This window comes from Streptomyces sp. NPDC048565 (assembly GCF_040650935.1).
Lineage (GTDB): Bacteria > Actinomycetota > Actinomycetes > Streptomycetales > Streptomycetaceae > Streptomyces.
On record NZ_JBEZIH010000014.1, the window covers coordinates 139,296 to 153,839 of the forward strand.

The 14,544-nt window shown below is 68.8% G+C and carries 17 protein-coding genes; 8 read left to right on the forward strand and 9 right to left on the reverse strand.

Going from position 1 to position 14,544, the window contains the following annotated elements; translation table 11 throughout:
• Positions 1-101: 101 nt before the first annotated feature.
• Positions 102-1,412, forward strand: a complete 1,311-nt coding sequence (locus AB0C75_RS18895; protein WP_362892142.1) for a helix-turn-helix domain-containing protein — start codon at positions 102-104, stop codon at positions 1,410-1,412.
• A gap of 3 nt (positions 1,413-1,415) precedes the next feature.
• On the opposite strand, the gene AB0C75_RS18900 is transcribed toward AB0C75_RS18895, so the two are convergent.
• A complete protein-coding gene (locus AB0C75_RS18900) occupies positions 1,416-1,955 on the reverse strand; it encodes an NUDIX hydrolase (RefSeq protein WP_362892143.1) in 540 nt (179 codons plus the stop codon).
• 330 nt (positions 1,956-2,285) lie between these two features.
• The gene (sodN, locus tag AB0C75_RS18905; protein ID WP_033298259.1) at positions 2,286-2,681 is read right to left on the reverse strand and encodes a superoxide dismutase, Ni; all 396 of its coding nucleotides are present in this window, start codon (positions 2,679-2,681) and stop codon (positions 2,286-2,288) included.
• A gap of 180 nt (positions 2,682-2,861) precedes the next feature.
• Between sodN and sodX the strand changes: the two genes are divergently transcribed.
• Positions 2,862-3,299 carry a nickel-type superoxide dismutase maturation protease gene (gene sodX, locus AB0C75_RS18910; protein WP_362892144.1) on the forward strand — a complete coding sequence of 146 codons (438 nt, stop codon included), beginning with the start codon at positions 2,862-2,864 and terminating at the stop codon, positions 3,297-3,299.
• Here the strand turns inward: sodX and AB0C75_RS18915 are convergent.
• Complete coding sequence (locus tag AB0C75_RS18915; protein WP_362892146.1) at positions 3,203-3,832, reverse strand: CGNR zinc finger domain-containing protein; 630 nt, start codon at positions 3,830-3,832, stop codon at positions 3,203-3,205. The genes sodX and AB0C75_RS18915 overlap by 97 nt on opposite strands.
• Positions 3,833-3,920: 88 nt before the next feature.
• Between AB0C75_RS18915 and AB0C75_RS18920 the strand changes: the two genes are divergently transcribed.
• Positions 3,921-4,682, forward strand: coding sequence for a class I SAM-dependent methyltransferase (locus AB0C75_RS18920; protein WP_362892148.1), 762 nt, complete (start codon positions 3,921-3,923; stop codon positions 4,680-4,682).
• Between the two features lie 102 nt (positions 4,683-4,784).
• On the opposite strand, the gene AB0C75_RS18925 is transcribed toward AB0C75_RS18920, so the two are convergent.
• From AB0C75_RS18925 to AB0C75_RS18935, 3 genes are read right to left on the reverse strand one after another with little or no spacing between them, the layout of a single operon-like run.
• Positions 4,785-5,546 (reverse strand): amino acid ABC transporter ATP-binding protein, encoded by a 762-nt coding sequence (locus tag AB0C75_RS18925; RefSeq protein WP_362892150.1) that lies wholly within the window; start codon positions 5,544-5,546, stop codon positions 4,785-4,787.
• A complete protein-coding gene (locus AB0C75_RS18930; RefSeq protein WP_362892236.1) occupies positions 5,543-6,490 on the reverse strand; it encodes an amino acid ABC transporter permease in 948 nt (315 codons plus the stop codon). The genes AB0C75_RS18925 and AB0C75_RS18930 overlap by 4 nt, the downstream gene beginning before the upstream one ends.
• Positions 6,491-6,538: 48 nt before the next feature.
• Positions 6,539-7,498, reverse strand: a complete 960-nt coding sequence (locus tag AB0C75_RS18935) for an ABC transporter substrate-binding protein (protein WP_362892152.1) — start codon at positions 7,496-7,498, stop codon at positions 6,539-6,541.
• A gap of 523 nt (positions 7,499-8,021) precedes the next feature.
• Between AB0C75_RS18935 and AB0C75_RS18940 the strand changes: the two genes are divergently transcribed.
• The 4 genes from AB0C75_RS18940 to AB0C75_RS18955 all read left to right on the forward strand — a co-directional run bounded on the left by AB0C75_RS18940 (position 8,022) and on the right by AB0C75_RS18955 (position 11,392).
• A complete protein-coding gene (locus AB0C75_RS18940) occupies positions 8,022-9,257 on the forward strand; it encodes an NADP-dependent malic enzyme (protein WP_362892154.1) in 1,236 nt (411 codons plus the stop codon).
• Between the two features lie 267 nt (positions 9,258-9,524).
• Complete coding sequence (locus AB0C75_RS18945; RefSeq protein ID WP_362892156.1) at positions 9,525-10,490, forward strand: zinc-binding dehydrogenase; 966 nt, start codon at positions 9,525-9,527, stop codon at positions 10,488-10,490.
• Between the two features lie 120 nt (positions 10,491-10,610).
• Positions 10,611-10,820 (forward strand): sigma factor-like helix-turn-helix DNA-binding protein, encoded by a 210-nt coding sequence (locus tag AB0C75_RS18950; protein ID WP_362892158.1) that lies wholly within the window; start codon positions 10,611-10,613, stop codon positions 10,818-10,820.
• Entirely contained in the window at positions 10,820-11,392 is a 573-nt protein-coding gene (locus tag AB0C75_RS18955; protein WP_362892160.1) for a Clp protease N-terminal domain-containing protein, read from the forward strand. The genes AB0C75_RS18950 and AB0C75_RS18955 overlap by 1 nt, the downstream gene beginning before the upstream one ends.
• Before the next feature lie 71 nt (positions 11,393-11,463).
• Here the strand turns inward: AB0C75_RS18955 and AB0C75_RS18960 are convergent, their stop codons facing one another.
• Together AB0C75_RS18960 and AB0C75_RS18965 are read right to left on the reverse strand one after the other, a co-directional pair.
• Complete coding sequence (locus AB0C75_RS18960; RefSeq protein ID WP_362892162.1) at positions 11,464-12,447, reverse strand: helix-turn-helix transcriptional regulator; 984 nt, start codon at positions 12,445-12,447, stop codon at positions 11,464-11,466.
• A gap of 1 nt (position 12,448) precedes the next feature.
• A complete protein-coding gene (locus AB0C75_RS18965) occupies positions 12,449-13,306 on the reverse strand; it encodes a DUF4097 family beta strand repeat-containing protein (protein ID WP_362892164.1) in 858 nt (285 codons plus the stop codon).
• A 204-nt stretch (positions 13,307-13,510) separates the two neighbouring features.
• On the opposite strand from AB0C75_RS18965, the gene AB0C75_RS18970 reads away from it, so the two are divergent.
• Entirely contained in the window at positions 13,511-14,347 is an 837-nt protein-coding gene (locus AB0C75_RS18970) for a hypothetical protein (protein ID WP_362892166.1), read from the forward strand.
• Here AB0C75_RS18970 and AB0C75_RS18975 read toward each other — a convergent pair whose 3' ends face one another.
• The gene (locus AB0C75_RS18975) at positions 14,348-14,527 is read right to left on the reverse strand and encodes a DUF6104 family protein (RefSeq protein ID WP_362892168.1); all 180 of its coding nucleotides are present in this window, start codon (positions 14,525-14,527) and stop codon (positions 14,348-14,350) included.
• Positions 14,528-14,544: the final 17 nt, after the last annotated feature.

Here is a 14,544-nt window from a genome sequence, read left to right on the forward strand (position 1 = left end):
GGCGATCACAGAATCAGGTCACAGTGATTACCCAGCGTGGGTAATCTCATCAGTAGTCGGTCCCATGCCAGACCGCCCGGACGGGCGAGTGAGGGGGATGAGTGGCACGCTCGCAGGCCCACCGGGCTCTTCCGGCCGATCTGCTGGCCAGCGCGGCATGGCAGGAAGCCTGTCGCACTCGGGACTTCGCCCGCATCTTCCGGCTGGTCAAAGTCAAGGCAGGGATCTACCCGTCGCGAATCGCCGCACTGTGTGGCATGACACCGAGCAGAGTCGGCGAGATCATGGCCGGGCGGCGCGGCTTGGCACACATCGACGTGATCGAACGCGTCGCCGACGGCCTGCGCATCCCCGGTGCAATGCTCGGGCTGGCCCACCGTCCTTGGGAGATCCCTGCCCCCTCCCGCACCGAGGAGAGGCTGCCTGAGTCCCATCCTGCTGTACCGCGCGAACCGCAGCGCACCGAACCCGCAGAAGATTTGGACGACCTTCTCGCCCTGGTCGACGGCCGTGCCACCCGTTCCACCCTCACGGCTCTACACTCCTCGGTCCAGGACTACTGGCGGCGAGACAACGCACACGGCGGTGCGACCCTGCGGCCGGCGGTCGTGGGGCACCTGCGCTATGTCGCCCGGCTGCTCGACTCTGCCGAGGGTGGCTTACGGCACGACCTCCAAGGGGTTGCAGCCGAGCTGGCACGGCTTTCCGGCTGGGCCTACTTCGACGCCCGTCAGTACAGCACCGCTCGCACCTACTTCACTCAGGCGCTCAAGCTCTCGCACACGCGAGGCGATGGCCTCTTCATGGCCAATGTGCTGTCCTGCATGAGCCTTCTGGCCACCTACGACGGCAACCCGAACGATGCCGTGGCCCTTGCATGCCGCGCCCAGGACGCGGCCCGCGCCGGTGGTGAACAGCCGCTCGTCATGTCGATGCTGTATCTCCGGGAAGCATTCGCCCACGCCACTCTGGGAGACACCCAGGGTTGCCATCAAGCCTTGGATCGCTCCCGTGACCAGTACGAGGGCTCACGCGGATATGAGGCCGAGGCGCCTGACTGGGTCCAGTACTTCGACGAGACGAAGCTCCTCGTCGACACCGGCATCGCCTACGCTCGCCTCGGCGAGCCCGCCCGAGCCGAACCCCTCATCACCGAGGGGCTGCGCCGAGAGAACGCCGATCAGCAGCGAGGCCGTGCCTTTCACGCCTACTGGCTGGCGAGCGCCCAGCTCCAGCTGGGTAAACTCGACGAGGCATGCAGCAGCGCCGGTCTCGCCCTCGACCTGGTCGCGGCCATCGACTCACCACGAGTGAGCAGTCACGTCCAGGAACTTCACGGCCGAATGCTGCCTTACGCACGCGAGGCCCCTGTCCTTGCCTTCGAGCAGCGCATGCGTGACGCCTTCGGCTGACCCCTACGAGTTTCCGGTCGTCTCGTCCAGCAGCAGATACAGCAGGCCGACCAGACTGCCGCTGCTGACCACCTCACGGCGGTCGATCATGCCTCGGATCTCGGAGATCGGAATCCACTCGATCCGGTCGGACTCGTTCAGCTCGGTCGGTGGGCCTGTATACGAGGCGGCCTCAGCGCGAAAGACGAAGTGCTCTGAATCCGTGATGCCGTTCGCTGGTTGCGCGTAGACCAGAGGCTTGACGCCCTCCACCCGCCAGCCGGTCTCTTCCTCCACCTCGCGAGCGGCAGCCTGCTCAGGGGTCTCGTCAGCCTCGATGAGGCCCATCGGAAGTTCCCAGCCCCAGGTGTCGGTGATGAACCGGTGCCGCCACATCATCAGCACGCGCTTCTGGTCGTCAACCACGGCCGCTACGGCCAGGTGCCGCATCCGAACCACATGGTGTTCCCACCGCCGGCCGTCAGGCTGCTGGACGTCCACGAGCCAGAGGTTCACCCACGGGTTGTTGTAGATCTGCCGCTCACCATGGACGGTCCACTGCATGAGCCCAACTCCCTTGTCTCAGTGAAGTATCCATCATGTCACTTTGACGAGAATTCGTCCGCCTGCTCGGTGCATCATCGGCCAAGCCGGAGAGAGGGGGGAAGATGGGGGACAGCGGCCATCCGCGCCGGCGTGCTCGGTTTGTTCTGCCGGGGTAACCCGTTGCGCTGTCCGTAGCCAGCATCCTGCGGATCGACGCGCATCGGGGCAGCAAAAAGAAGACCGCACCCGGTCCGCGGGGGACGCCGGATTCGGCGGCCCGGGGGCCGGGTGCGGACAGGTGGCCGACACGGCCTGCGACAACCGCAGGCCGGACGGATCGGCCATGGGTCAGGCCTTCTTGGTCTCCCAGAAGATCTTGTCGATCTGGGCGATCAGGTCCAGAGCCTTCTGGCCCGTGGCCGGGTCGTTCGAGCCCTTGGCCGCGGAGAGCGCCTTCAGGGTGTCGTTGACCAGCTGGTGCAGCTCCGGGTACTTCTCGAAGTGCGGGGGCTTGAAGTAGTCGCTCCAGAGCACCGAGACGTGGTGCTTCGCGAGCTCGGCACGCTGTTCCTTGATCAGAACGGCGCGCGTGCGGAAGTCCGCGTCCTCATTGGCCTGGTACTTCTCCTGGACGGCCTTGACGGACTCGGCCTCGATGCGGGCCTGGGCCGGGTCGTACACGCCGCAGGGCAGGTCGCAGTGGGCGCTGACCTTCACCTTGGGGGCAAACAGGCGGGAAAGCATGGAGCTGTCCTTCCTCGTGATCGTCTTCTCAGGTGGGACATTACTCCGTGGGAAGCCGCTTTTTGCCGCTGCCCCCTAGGGCTTAGGCCAAAAGTCCGGGGTGAAGATGGGACCGGTGGCCGAAAATACGGAGCGGTGGGCCAGCCGTTGTACTGGAGGATGGACCGGGAGGTGCCACAGATGCCGGAACCAGCACAGGAGCCATGGAGCGGACGGGCGGCGCGTAAGCCGTTCCAAGTGGTGGAGGTGACGGGGCCGTCGATGGTGCCCACGCTCCACCACGGGGACTGGCTGCTCGTGCAGCGCGGGGCGCCGGTGCGCCCGGGGGACGTGGTGATCCTGCGTCACCCGCTCCAGCAGGACCTGCTGATCGTCAAGCGCGCCGTCGAGCGACGCGGCGGCGGATGGTGGGTGCTGGGGGACAACTCGTATGCGGGCGGGGACAGCACGGACTACGGGACGGTGCCCGAAGAGCTCGTGCTGGCCCGGGTGCGGGCCCGCTACCGGCCGCTGAGGAAGGATCAGCGGTCGGTGCTCGGGCTGCTGGGCTGGGCGGCGTCCGCGGTGCGGCGCGTCTCCGCGGAGCGGTCGGCCGCCAGCCGCTTGCGGGCGCGGTAGGCCGCCACGTTGGCGCGGGTCGCGCAGCGGTCGGAGCAGTAGCGCCGCGAGCGGTTGGTCGAGGTGTCGAGGTAGGCGTTGCGGCACGGAGCGGCCTCGCACAGGCCGAGCCGGTCCACACCGTGCGTGGTGAGGTGGAAGGCGAGGCCCATCGCGGCGATGGCGGCGAAGCCGGCCGTAGCGTTCGACGGATGATCGGCCAGGTGCATGTGCCAGTCCGGCTTGCCGTCCTCGTCACGGGTGTCGTGCCCGGAGATCTGCGGGCTGACCGGGAACTCCAGCAGCAGCGAGTTGAGCAGGTCGACCGCGAGCGTCTCGTCGCCGCCGTCGGCCGCCTCGAAGACGGCGCGCAGCCGTGCCCGCACGGAGCGGAAGCGCGTCACGTCGGAGTCCGTGGCGCGCCGGGCGATCTGGGTGCTCGTGCCGAACAGTTCGCGGATGCACTCGACCGTGGTGAGGGCGTCCTTGTTACGGGCGGGTTCCTCGGTGTTGACCAGACGCACGGCGTAATCCGAGTAATAGGCCAGTTCCACTTGTAGTCCTTACGGCGTCGGTCTATGGTCGCTGTATCGACCAGTGTAATGGTCGATCTCGAATACTGGGTATTACGTGGAGGGTGAGATGGCGGAGGCGGCTACGGGGACCGACTGGCAGTCCTGGCAGAAGAGCTGGGACCGTCAGCAGGAGTGGTACATGCCGGACCGCGAGGAGCGGTTCCGGGTGATGCTGGACATGGTCGAGGCCGTCGTGGGGCCCGAACCGAGGGTGCTGGACCTGGCGTGCGGTACGGGCAGTATCACGGACCGGCTCCTCGGGCGGTTCCCCGGTGCCTCCAGTACGGGTGTCGACCTGGACCCCGCACTGCTCGCCATCGCGCGTGGCACCTTCGAAGGGGACGACCGGGTCACCTTCGTCACCGCCGATCTGAAGGACGCCGCCTGGACCGAGCGGCTCCCGCACGCGTCGTACGACGCCGTGCTCACCGCCACCGCCCTGCACTGGCTGCACAGCGAGCCGCTCGCCGCCCTGTACGGGCAGGTCGCCGGAGTGGTCAGGGGTGGCGGGGTCTTCATGAACGCGGACCACATGATCGACACCGACACCCCGCGCATCAACGCCGCAGAACGCGCCCGTCGGCACGCGGCCATGGACCGGGCCAAGGCCGAGGGGGCCGTGGACTGGCGCGAGTGGTGGGACCTGATGGCGAAGGACCCGGTGCTCGCGGAGCCCACCGCCGAGCGGTTCGCGATCTACGGCGAGCACGCGGACGGCGACATGCCCTCCGTCCACTGGCACGCCCGCACCCTCCGCGAGGCCGGCTTCGGCGAGGCACGCGCGGTCTGGGCCTCGCCGTCGGACAGTCTGGTGCTCGCGGTGAAGTAGGGCAGCACACGCCGAAGACGGCGGGGAGGGCGGTACGGACCACCCGGTCCGCACCGCCCCCCCCGCTGTTCGTGAAGGCGTTCCCCGCCGTCCGTGACCGCGTTACAGCACCTTCGACAGGAAGGACTTCGTCCGCTCGTGCTGCGGGTCCGTCAGGACGTCGCGCGGGTGCCCGGACTCGACCACGACTCCGTCGTCCATGAAGACCAGCGCGTCGCCGACCTCGCGGGCGAAGCCCATCTCATGAGTGACGACGATCATCGTCATGCCGTCCTCCGCGAGGCCGCGCATGACGTCCAGGACATCCCCCACCAGCTCGGGGTCGAGGGCCGACGTCGGCTCGTCGAAGAGCATCAGCTTCGGCTCCATGGCCAGGGCGCGGGCGATCGCCACGCGCTGCTGCTGTCCGCCGGAGAGCTGGGACGGGTAGCTCCGCGCCTTGTCGGACAGGCCCACCCGGTCCAGGAGCCGCTCGGCGCGGGTCCGGGCGACGGCCTTGGCCTCGCCCTTGACCTGGATCGGGGCCTCCATGACGTTCTCCAGTGCCGTCATGTGCGGGAACAGGTTGAAGCGCTGGAAGACCATGCCGATGTCCCGGCGCTGCAGGGCGACCTCGCTGTCCTTGAGCTCGTAGAGCTTGTCGCCCTTCTGCCGGTAGCCGACCAGGTCCCCGTCGACGTACAGCCGCCCGGCGTTGATCTGTTCCAGGTGGTTGATGCACCGCAGGAACGTCGACTTGCCGGAGCCCGAGGGGCCGATCAGGCAGAAGACCTCGCGCGGGGCCACCTCCAGGTCGATGCCCTTGAGGATGTGCGCGGGGCCGAAGGACTTGTGGACGCCCTCGGCCTTCACCATGGCGGTCATGCGGAAACACCTCCCGAGGGGCGGTTGCTGAAGGAGGCGAGATTGACCTTGACCCGCTGGAACGGCGTGAGCGGCAGGCTCCGCAGGGAGCCACGGGCGTAGCGGCGCTCCAGGTAGTACTGACCCACGCTGAACACGCTGGTCATCACGATGTACCAGATCGAGGCGACGAAGAGCATCTCCATCACCGCGTAACTGGTCGAGCCGATCTGCGAGGTGGAGCGCAGCAGCTCGTTGTAGGTGACCGCGTAGACCAGGGACGAGGTCTTCAGCATGTTGATGAACTCGTTGCCGGTCGGCGGGATGATCACCCGTAGGGCCTGCGGGAGCACCACCCGGCGCATCGTCTTCGCCTGGGTCATGCCGAGCGCGTGCGAGGCCTCGGTCTGGCCCTCGTCCACCGACTGGATACCCGCCCGGACGATCTCCGCCATGTACGCGGCCTCGTTGAGGGCGAGCCCCAGCAGGGCGCACATGAACGGGGTCATCACATCGGTCATCTCGTCCTTGTAGATGAACGGGATGTTGAGGACCGGGAAGATCAGGGCCAGGTTGAACCAGAGCAGCAGCTGGACGTAGACCGGGGTGCCGCGGAAGAACCAGATGTACAGCCAGGCGACCCAACTGGTCACCGGGTTCCCGGAGAGCCGCATGACGGCGAGCACCACGCCGAGGATCACGCCGACGGCCATGGAGAGCACGCTGATCATCAGCGTACGGCCCGCCCCCGCGAGGACGGTGTCGTCGAACAGCTTGTCCCGGACCGCGTGCCACTGGACGTCGCCCTGCGAGAAGGCGAAGACCAGGGCGGCGATCAGGGCGATGACGACCACGCCGCTGATCCAGCGGCCGTAGTGCCGTACGGGTATCGCCTTGATGGTCCCGGGTGCGGTGCTGGTGGCCGCGGAGACGGGTGCGGCGGTGGCCGATGGGCCCCCGGGCACCTTGTCGAACTTGTCAGTCACGGTGACTGCCCTTCGATGGTGCGCCGGTCACTTGCCGCCGTTGATGGCGGCCTTGTCGATCGCGCCGGTGCCGGCACCCCACTTGTCGAGCACCTTCTTGTAGGAGCCGTCCGCGATGATCGCGTCCACGGCCTCCTTGAGCACGTCACGCAGTTCGGTGTTGTCCTTGTTCACGGCGATGCCGAACGGACCGGCGTCGACCTGCTCGCCGACGACCTCGAAGTCCTTGCCGTTGTTGGCCTTGCGGGCCAGGTCCAGCGCCACCGGGTAGTCGTTGACACCGGCGACGGCGCCACCCGCCTTCACCCGGGTCTGCGCCTCGGTGTCGTTCTCGAAGGACTGGATCTTGACGGCCTTCTTGCCGGCCTCCGTGCAGGCCTTGGACTGCTTGTTCAGGGCCTTCTCGTACGTGGTGCCGCGCTGTACCGCCGCGGCCTTTCCGCACAGGTCCTCGATGGACTTGATGCCCTCGGGGTTGCCCTTCTTGGTGTAGACCGCGGTACCGGCGAGGAAGTAGTCGACGAAGTCGACGCCCTTACCGAGCTTCTTGCCGCTGTCGTCCAGGCCCTGCTGGCGCTGAACGGTGTCCGTGATGGACGACATCGCGATGTCGTGGCGGCCCGTGTTGAGCGCGGTGATCAGGCCGTCGAAGGAGCCGGAGGTGAACGTGAAGGTCACGCCGAGCTGCTTGCCGAGCGCCTGGGCGAGGTCGGGGTCGACACCGACGATCTCACCGTTCTCGGAGGACTCCATCGGGGCGTACTCGGCGTTCGTGCCGACCTTGATGACACCGGACTTCCGGTACTTCTCCGGAAGCTTGTCGAAGAGCGGGGCGCTGTTCCCGGAGGTGTCGTCGTCGGTCTTCGTCGAATCGCTGTCGGTCTGGTCGCCGCAGGCGGTCAGCAGCAGGGTGCCGGCGACCGCGACTGCGCAGACCGCGGCAATCCGGGACTTCGCGGTCGTACGACAGAGAGTGCTTGCGGTCATGATCGGAATCCTCCGGCGGTGAGGGAATGCTGGCCAGGTGGGTGCGCACGCACCTTCGAGTGTCGCCACCTCGTGTGATTAGGGCATCTTGCCATTCGGACGCGCCCAATCAGGGGGCTGGCCATGTCAAAATCGGGTAACGGGCGACCCCCGAACCTCAATGGGCCGGCACGGCAAGGCCGGACCATCTGCAGGAGAGTGCGTGTCGCTCCGGAGGATCTCCGGTGCGTCTCGACCTACGGACGACCTTTGTGACTCTTAGTGGACTTGTCCAGATATTCGGTCATGCGTCACGTCACCGAGTCGATACCGACTCGTAAGAGCCCAGGTGCGTCCGGTAAGAAAGACCTTTACACCCCTCATCCGGGGCTCAGGGCGCGTGTGCGGCGCGCCCGCGCGTATGTGCCTCCCCGGCCGGAGCGGTCCAACCGCTCAGCGCCGGGAACGTACGCGGTGCCCGCCCACCCCTCCTCAACCAGGAGTGGCCACCCTCAACTGATGAAGACTTTAAGGGGTCAATACCATGGCAGCGGAGATCGTCAATCCTCGCAGCGACAGCAAGACGCACGGCACGGCCGACGCGGCAGGACCGATCGGTGCGGACGAGCCCTTCGATCCGGCTTTCGCCCTGCACCGCGGCGGGAAGATGGCCGTGCAGGCCACCGTCCCGATCCGTGACAAGGACGACCTGTCCCTCGCGTACACGCCCGGTGTGGCGAAGGTGTGCAGCGCCATCGCCGAACAGCCCGAGCTCGTGCACGACTACACCTGGAAGTCGCAGGTCGTCGCCGTCGTGACGGACGGCACGGCCGTCCTCGGCCTGGGGGACATCGGTCCCGAGGCCTCCCTCCCGGTGATGGAGGGCAAGGCGATTCTCTTCAAGCAGTTCGGCGGGGTCGACGCGGTGCCGATCGCGCTCGCGACGACCGATGCGGACGAGATCGTCGACACCGTCGTGCGCCTGGCGCCGTCCTTCGGCGGAGTGAACCTGGAGGACATCTCGGCGCCCCGGTGCTTCGAGATCGAGCGCAAGCTCCAGGAGCGTCTGGACATCCCGGTCTTCCACGACGACCAGCACGGCACGGCCGTGGTGACCCTCGCAGCCCTGCGTAACGCGGCGAAGCTGTCCGGACGGACGCTCGGTGAACTGCGCGGCGTCATCTCCGGCGCCGGTGCGGCTGGTGTGGCCATCGCGAAGTTCCTGCTGGAGGCGGGCATCGGTGATGTCGCCGTGGCCGACCGCAAGGGCGTTGTCAGTGCCGACCGCGACGACCTCACGGCCGTCAAGCGTGAGCTGGCGGAGCTGACGAACCGGGCCGGCATCACCGGCTCGCTGGAGACGGCGCTGGCCGGCGCCGACGTCTTCATCGGGGTCTCCGGCGGTACGGTTCCCGAGGCGGCCGTGGCGTCCATGGCGCCCGGTGCGTTCGTGTTCGCCATGGCCAACCCGAACCCCGAGGTCCACCCCGATGTCGCGCACAAGTACGCGGCCGTGGTGGCGACCGGGCGGTCGGACTACCCGAACCAGATCAACAACGTGCTGGCGTTCCCCGGGATCTTCGCGGGTGCGCTCCAGGTGCGGGCGTCCCGGATCTCCGAGGGCATGAAGATCGCCGCGGCGAACGCGCTGGCGGATGTCGTCGGTGACGAGCTGGCTGCGGACTACGTGATCCCGTCGCCGTTCGACGAGCGGGTCGCTCCCGCGGTCACCGCCGCGGTGGCGGCTGCGGCCCGGGCGGAGGGGATCGCGCGGCGCTGACGCCGTGCCGCGGTCGGGGCGGGGGGGCGGGACCGCTGCGCGGGGCCTGTTCCCCGCCCCGACCCTTCCCGAAACCGGGGCTCCGCCCCGGACCCCGGTGCGCTCAAGCGCGGTGCCCTCAAGCGCCGGGCAGGCTGGGTTTTGCCCCTTGTGTGTGGCGTGGGCTGAGGTTGTCCTCGAACGCCGGGGGCCTGCCTCGTGTGGCGCGGTGCGTGTCACACTCTCGGACGGTTACCTCACGTCGCGTCACGGCCTATCGTCGTGGCCATGTTCGCCGCCTACGCCGCACGCATCGACCGCGACCAGCCCCTCGACGGACTTGAGCTGGGCGAACGCCCTTCGCCCGAAAGCCGTCCCGGATGGACCACCGTCCAGGTCAGGGCCGCGTCGCTCAACCACCACGACCTCTGGTCCCTGCGTGGGGTGGGCCTCGCAGCGGACAAGCTGCCCATGATCCTTGGCTGCGACGCGGCGGGCATCGACCAGGATGGCAACGAGGTCGTCCTGCACTCCGTCATCGGCCAGACCGGACACGGCGTCGGACCCGACGAGCCGCGCTCCATCCTCACCGAGCGCTATCAGGGCACCTTCGCCGAGCAGGTCACCGTGCCCAGCTGGAATGTGCTGCCCAAGCCGAAGGAACTCACCTTCGAGCAGGCCGCCTGTCTGCCGACCGCCTGGCTGACGGCGTATCGGATGCTGTTCACCAACGCCGGTGTGCGGCCCGGGGACTCCGTGCTCGTGCAGGGCGCGGGCGGCGGTGTGGCCACCGCGGCGATCGTGCTCGGCAAGGCCGCCGGGCTGCGGATGTTCGCCACCAGTCGTGACGAGGCCAAGCGGAAGCGGGCCGTCGAACTGGGGGCCGTCGAGGCCTACGAGCCCGGTGCGCGACTGCCGAAGCGCGTCGACGCCGTCATCGAGACCGTCGGGGCGGCGACCTGGTCCCACTCGGTCAAGTCACTGCGGCCCGGCGGCACCCTGGTGATCTCGGGTGCCACCAGCGGCGACCGGCCCTCGCACGCCGAACTGACCCGGATCTTCTTCCTGGAACTCAAGATCGTCGGATCCACGATGGGCTCCAAGGACGAGCTGGAGGACCTCCTGTCCTTCTGCGCGGCCACCGGTGTGCGGCCCGTGATCGACGAGACACTGCCGCTGGACCGGGCCCGCGAGGGCTTCGAGCGTCTCGCCGCCGGGGACCTGTTCGGGAAGATCGTGCTCACCACGTCGTGAAGCGGCCGGTCAGGGAACTGCTGACGCCGGAAGGGCTGTTGCTGAGGCCCTGGCGGCCCCTCGCCACCGACCCTGTCAATGACGGTTGACAGGGCATGGATGTCAACGTAAGTTGACGCCATGACCGAAGCAACGGACCTCGCCGCGCGTGCCGGTGATCATGACCCGCGCGTCGGGCTGCGGGCAGTCGCCGCGCTGCGGAAGCTGCTGGAGCAACTCGAAGCCGTCCAGGTGAGAAGCGCCCGCGTCCAGGGGTGGTCGTGGCAGGAGATCGCTGCCGAGCTGGGTGTCAGCCGGCAGGCCGTGCACAAGAAGTACGGGAGGCATTGATGTTCGAGCGATTCACCAAAGGCGCCCGGGCCACCGTCACCGGCGCGGTGACACAGGCCGAGCGGGCCGGCGCGGACCGGGTCACCGAGGAGCACCTGCTGTTCTCCCTGCTGGACCAGGAGGGCAGCCGGGCCTCCTTCGCCGTCGCCGCCCTCGGACTCACCGACCGGCGCGTCCTCATGGAGGAGGCCTTCGCCGAGGCCCGCCGTCGTGGCGGGCTCACCAAGGCCGACACCGAGGCGCTCGCCGGTATCGGTATCGACATCACTGAGATCGTGGCCCGCGTCGAGGACGCCCACGGCGAAGGGGCCTTGGCCGGTGGTCGCGGGAGCGGCCGGAGCTGGTCGGGACACCGGCCGTTCGCGGCCGGCTCCAAGAGTGTCCTGGAGAAGTCCCTGCGTGTCGCCCTCGGCCGGCGTGACCGCTTCATCGGCGAGGAGCACCTGCTGCTGGCCCTGACCGCCTGTCCGGGGGTCGTCGCCGATGTGCTCGCCGACAACGGCGCGACCTACGCGACGGTGGAGCGCGCACTGTACGGAGATGGGGAGCACGGCCAGGCTCAGGCGAGTTGACCGGGAGGGGCGTCGCTGTCCGGCCGGGGGCTTCTCCGGCTGGACAGCGACTTGGGTCAGGACGGGGTCCATCAGGGTGTGTCCGGGCCGGTGGCCTTCTTCGTCTTGTCGGCCGGTGTGCGTAGCAGCGCGTCGATGTGTGTCGCGGCGGCGGCCAGGTGGTGGCGGGCCTCCGAGAGCTGGTCATCGGTGACACCGTGGTCCCGGGCCGCGTCGCGGATGTCGTCGCGGAAGCGGTCCAGCAGGCGGTCGAGGTCGCGGGCCGGATCGCCGGTCGCCGTGGCGTCGGTGGCCCATTCGATGTCCGGCTCATCGGGTGCGGGGCGGCTGTACGCCGGCCAGGCGCCGGTCCTGGCGAAGTTGCCCAGCTGTCCCGTGATCTCCGCCAGTCCGTCGCGCACCCCTGTGGGCCAGTCGCCCCGCGCGAAGTGCTCCTGGACCTGACGCGCGGCGTTCTGCATCTGCTCCCGCGCCTTCTCGTGCGCCTCCTTGGCCTGACGACGGGCCTGATCGGCCTCCTCGCGGGCCCGGCGGGACTCGTCCTTCGCCCGGCGAGCCTGTTCCTTCCACTCATGCTTGGCCTTGCGCAGCTCTTCCTTTGCCGTGCGCCAGGCTTCCTTGTCCCCGAAGCCGGCGTCCCAGCCGCCGCCCTTGCTGCCGGTGGTGTGGCGGGACTCGGAGGCCGCCGCGCGCATCTCGCTGCGGAGCTGGCCGGCCGCGCCGCGCACGTCGTCACGGATCTCGGCGGCCAGCTCGGAGACCGACTCGCGGATCTCCAGCTCCAGATCGGCCAGTTCGCCGCCGCGGCCCGCCAGCTCGGCTCGCCCGGCGTCGGTGATGGAGTAGACCTTGCGGCCGCCTTCGGTGGCGTGGGTGACCAGGCCCTCCGCCTCCAGCTTGGCCAGTCGCGGATACACGGTGCCCGCCGAGGGGGCGTACAGCCCCTGGAAGCGCTCCTCCAGAAGCCGGATCACCTCGTATCCATGGCGGGGTGCCTCGTCCAGCAGCTTGAGGAGATACAGGCGCAGGCGGCCATGGGCGAATACGGGGGCCATCTCAGAGCACCTTTCCGGTCGGCTCGGCATCGTGTGCGTGGTCCTGGGCGGGTGGTCGGCGCAACAGCGCGATCGAACCCGAGACGGTGGTCGCCTTCAGCTTCCCCGTGCCGGCGCCCAGTGTGCCGGTGATCTTCTTCGCGCCCCACTGGCCGCCCACGCGCAGGTCCTCGAAGGCATTGGAGACCGTGCCGCTCGCGGTGTTCGCCTCCACCTCGGCATCCGCCGGATGCGGAAGCCGGATGGCGATCTCGCCGGAGACAGACACCAGCCTGATGTCCGTCGGCTTCGGCGAGGTGTCGAGATCGAGCACCATGTGCCCGGTGACCGACTCGGCCCTGACCGAGGTGCCGGCGCCCTCGACGACCGTCAGATCGCCCGACACGGACTGGAAGCGGAGGTCGCCGGTGACATTCTGTGCCTCCAGGCCCCCGGACACGGTCTCGGCCCGGACGACACCGGAGAGGCCCACAAGGGTGCTGTCGCCCGAGATGCCCCGCAGCTCGGTGCGTCCCTGGATCCCCGAGACGACCGCGTCGGCTCCGATGGCCCCTACCTCCACCGCCGCACCGGCCGGTACGGCCACCGAGACGGTGGTGCTGCGGCGCGGACCGCGCCGGTCGAGCCAGGTGAGCAGGCCCTGCCACGGCAGATCCTCGTAGGCGACGGTGAGGATGCCGCCCTCCAGGGTCACGACCAGCGGCGGTCCCTCGATCGCGGACACCTCCAGCCGGGCGGTCGGCTCATCGGTGCCGACGACATTGATCATGCCGTCGACGATGCGCACATTGAGTGCTGTCACGGGGTCGTCGAAGGTGAGCTTCTGAGGCTCGGCGACGGTCCACGTCGACTCAGGCATGGGTCTGACCTCCCACTGGGTGGCGTGACGCAACATATCGCGTCTTCTTGAGAACACGATATATCGCGGATGGGAGAAGTCAAGAAGGAATCGAATGGATGCCCAGGGGTGGAGGGCGAGGAGGGGGGTGAGGGTGAGGGTGAGGAGGGGGTGCGTACGCCGCAAATGGTTCATATGTCAGCGAATTGCCTTAGCGTGTGGGGCATGACCGCGACATCCGTGGGCGCCCTGCTCCTCTGCCGGGCCGACCCCGAGACCGTACGACCCGTGGCCCATCTTCTGCAGGAGCGCATGCTGCTCGTGCCCGCCGGGGACGGCTGGAGCGTGCTGGTCCCCGAGGGGAAGCCCTGGCGGTCCACGGGCTCGGCCGACGGTACGGCCGAGCCCGTGGACCGTGTCGTCGGCGGCTGGGCCACCGCCCTCGCCGTGGGCTCCGCCTGGCCGGTGCTCGCCCTGTGGTGGGACGATGACCGGTCCGGCTACACCCTCGCCTCGGGCTTCCGCCGGCCCGTCGGCTACATCTGGCTGGCCGACGGCACCCCGGCCGCCGAGGAGGAAGCCATGCGGACGTCCGCCATCCGGCTGGGCCTCGACCCCGTCCTGGACGTCCAGGAGCTGGAGGCGCTCACCCGCGATGACCCGGATGCGGACGCCGACGCCAGGCTGCGCGGACTGCTCGCCGTGCTCACCCGGGCCGGGGTCGACATGCCGCCGGGGCTCACACCGGGCGAGCCCGCCGACCGGCTGCGCTCGGTGGCCGGCATCCACCCGGAAGCGGAACAGGTCGAATGGGCCGGCTGGCGCGACGCCGTGCGCGTCGAACTCGACGCCGTCGAGAGCGGCAGCCTCGGCCCCTGGATGCTCGGCCCGAGGGCCCGCGCGGTGGCGTCGGCGCAGGTCGCCACCGGTCTGCCGCTGACCCTGTGGGGCGCGCGCAGGCGCAGTGCCGGCTGGATCACCGCCGGCCTGATCCTTCTCGTACAGGGCCTACTGGGGTTCGCGTACAACCGCTTCAGAGGCGCGGAGGGCTCCGGACGGTGACTACTCGTCCTCGTCGTCGTCCAGCCGGGCCAGCCAGGTCGCGAGGCGCTCGACGGGGACCTCGAAGTCGGGGTTGAGGTCGACGAACGTACGGAGCTGCTCGGAGAGCCACTCGAAGGTGACCTCCTCCTCGCCGCGCCGCTTCTCCAGTTCCTCGATGCCACGGTCCGTGAAGTACATGCGACCAGAATAACGAG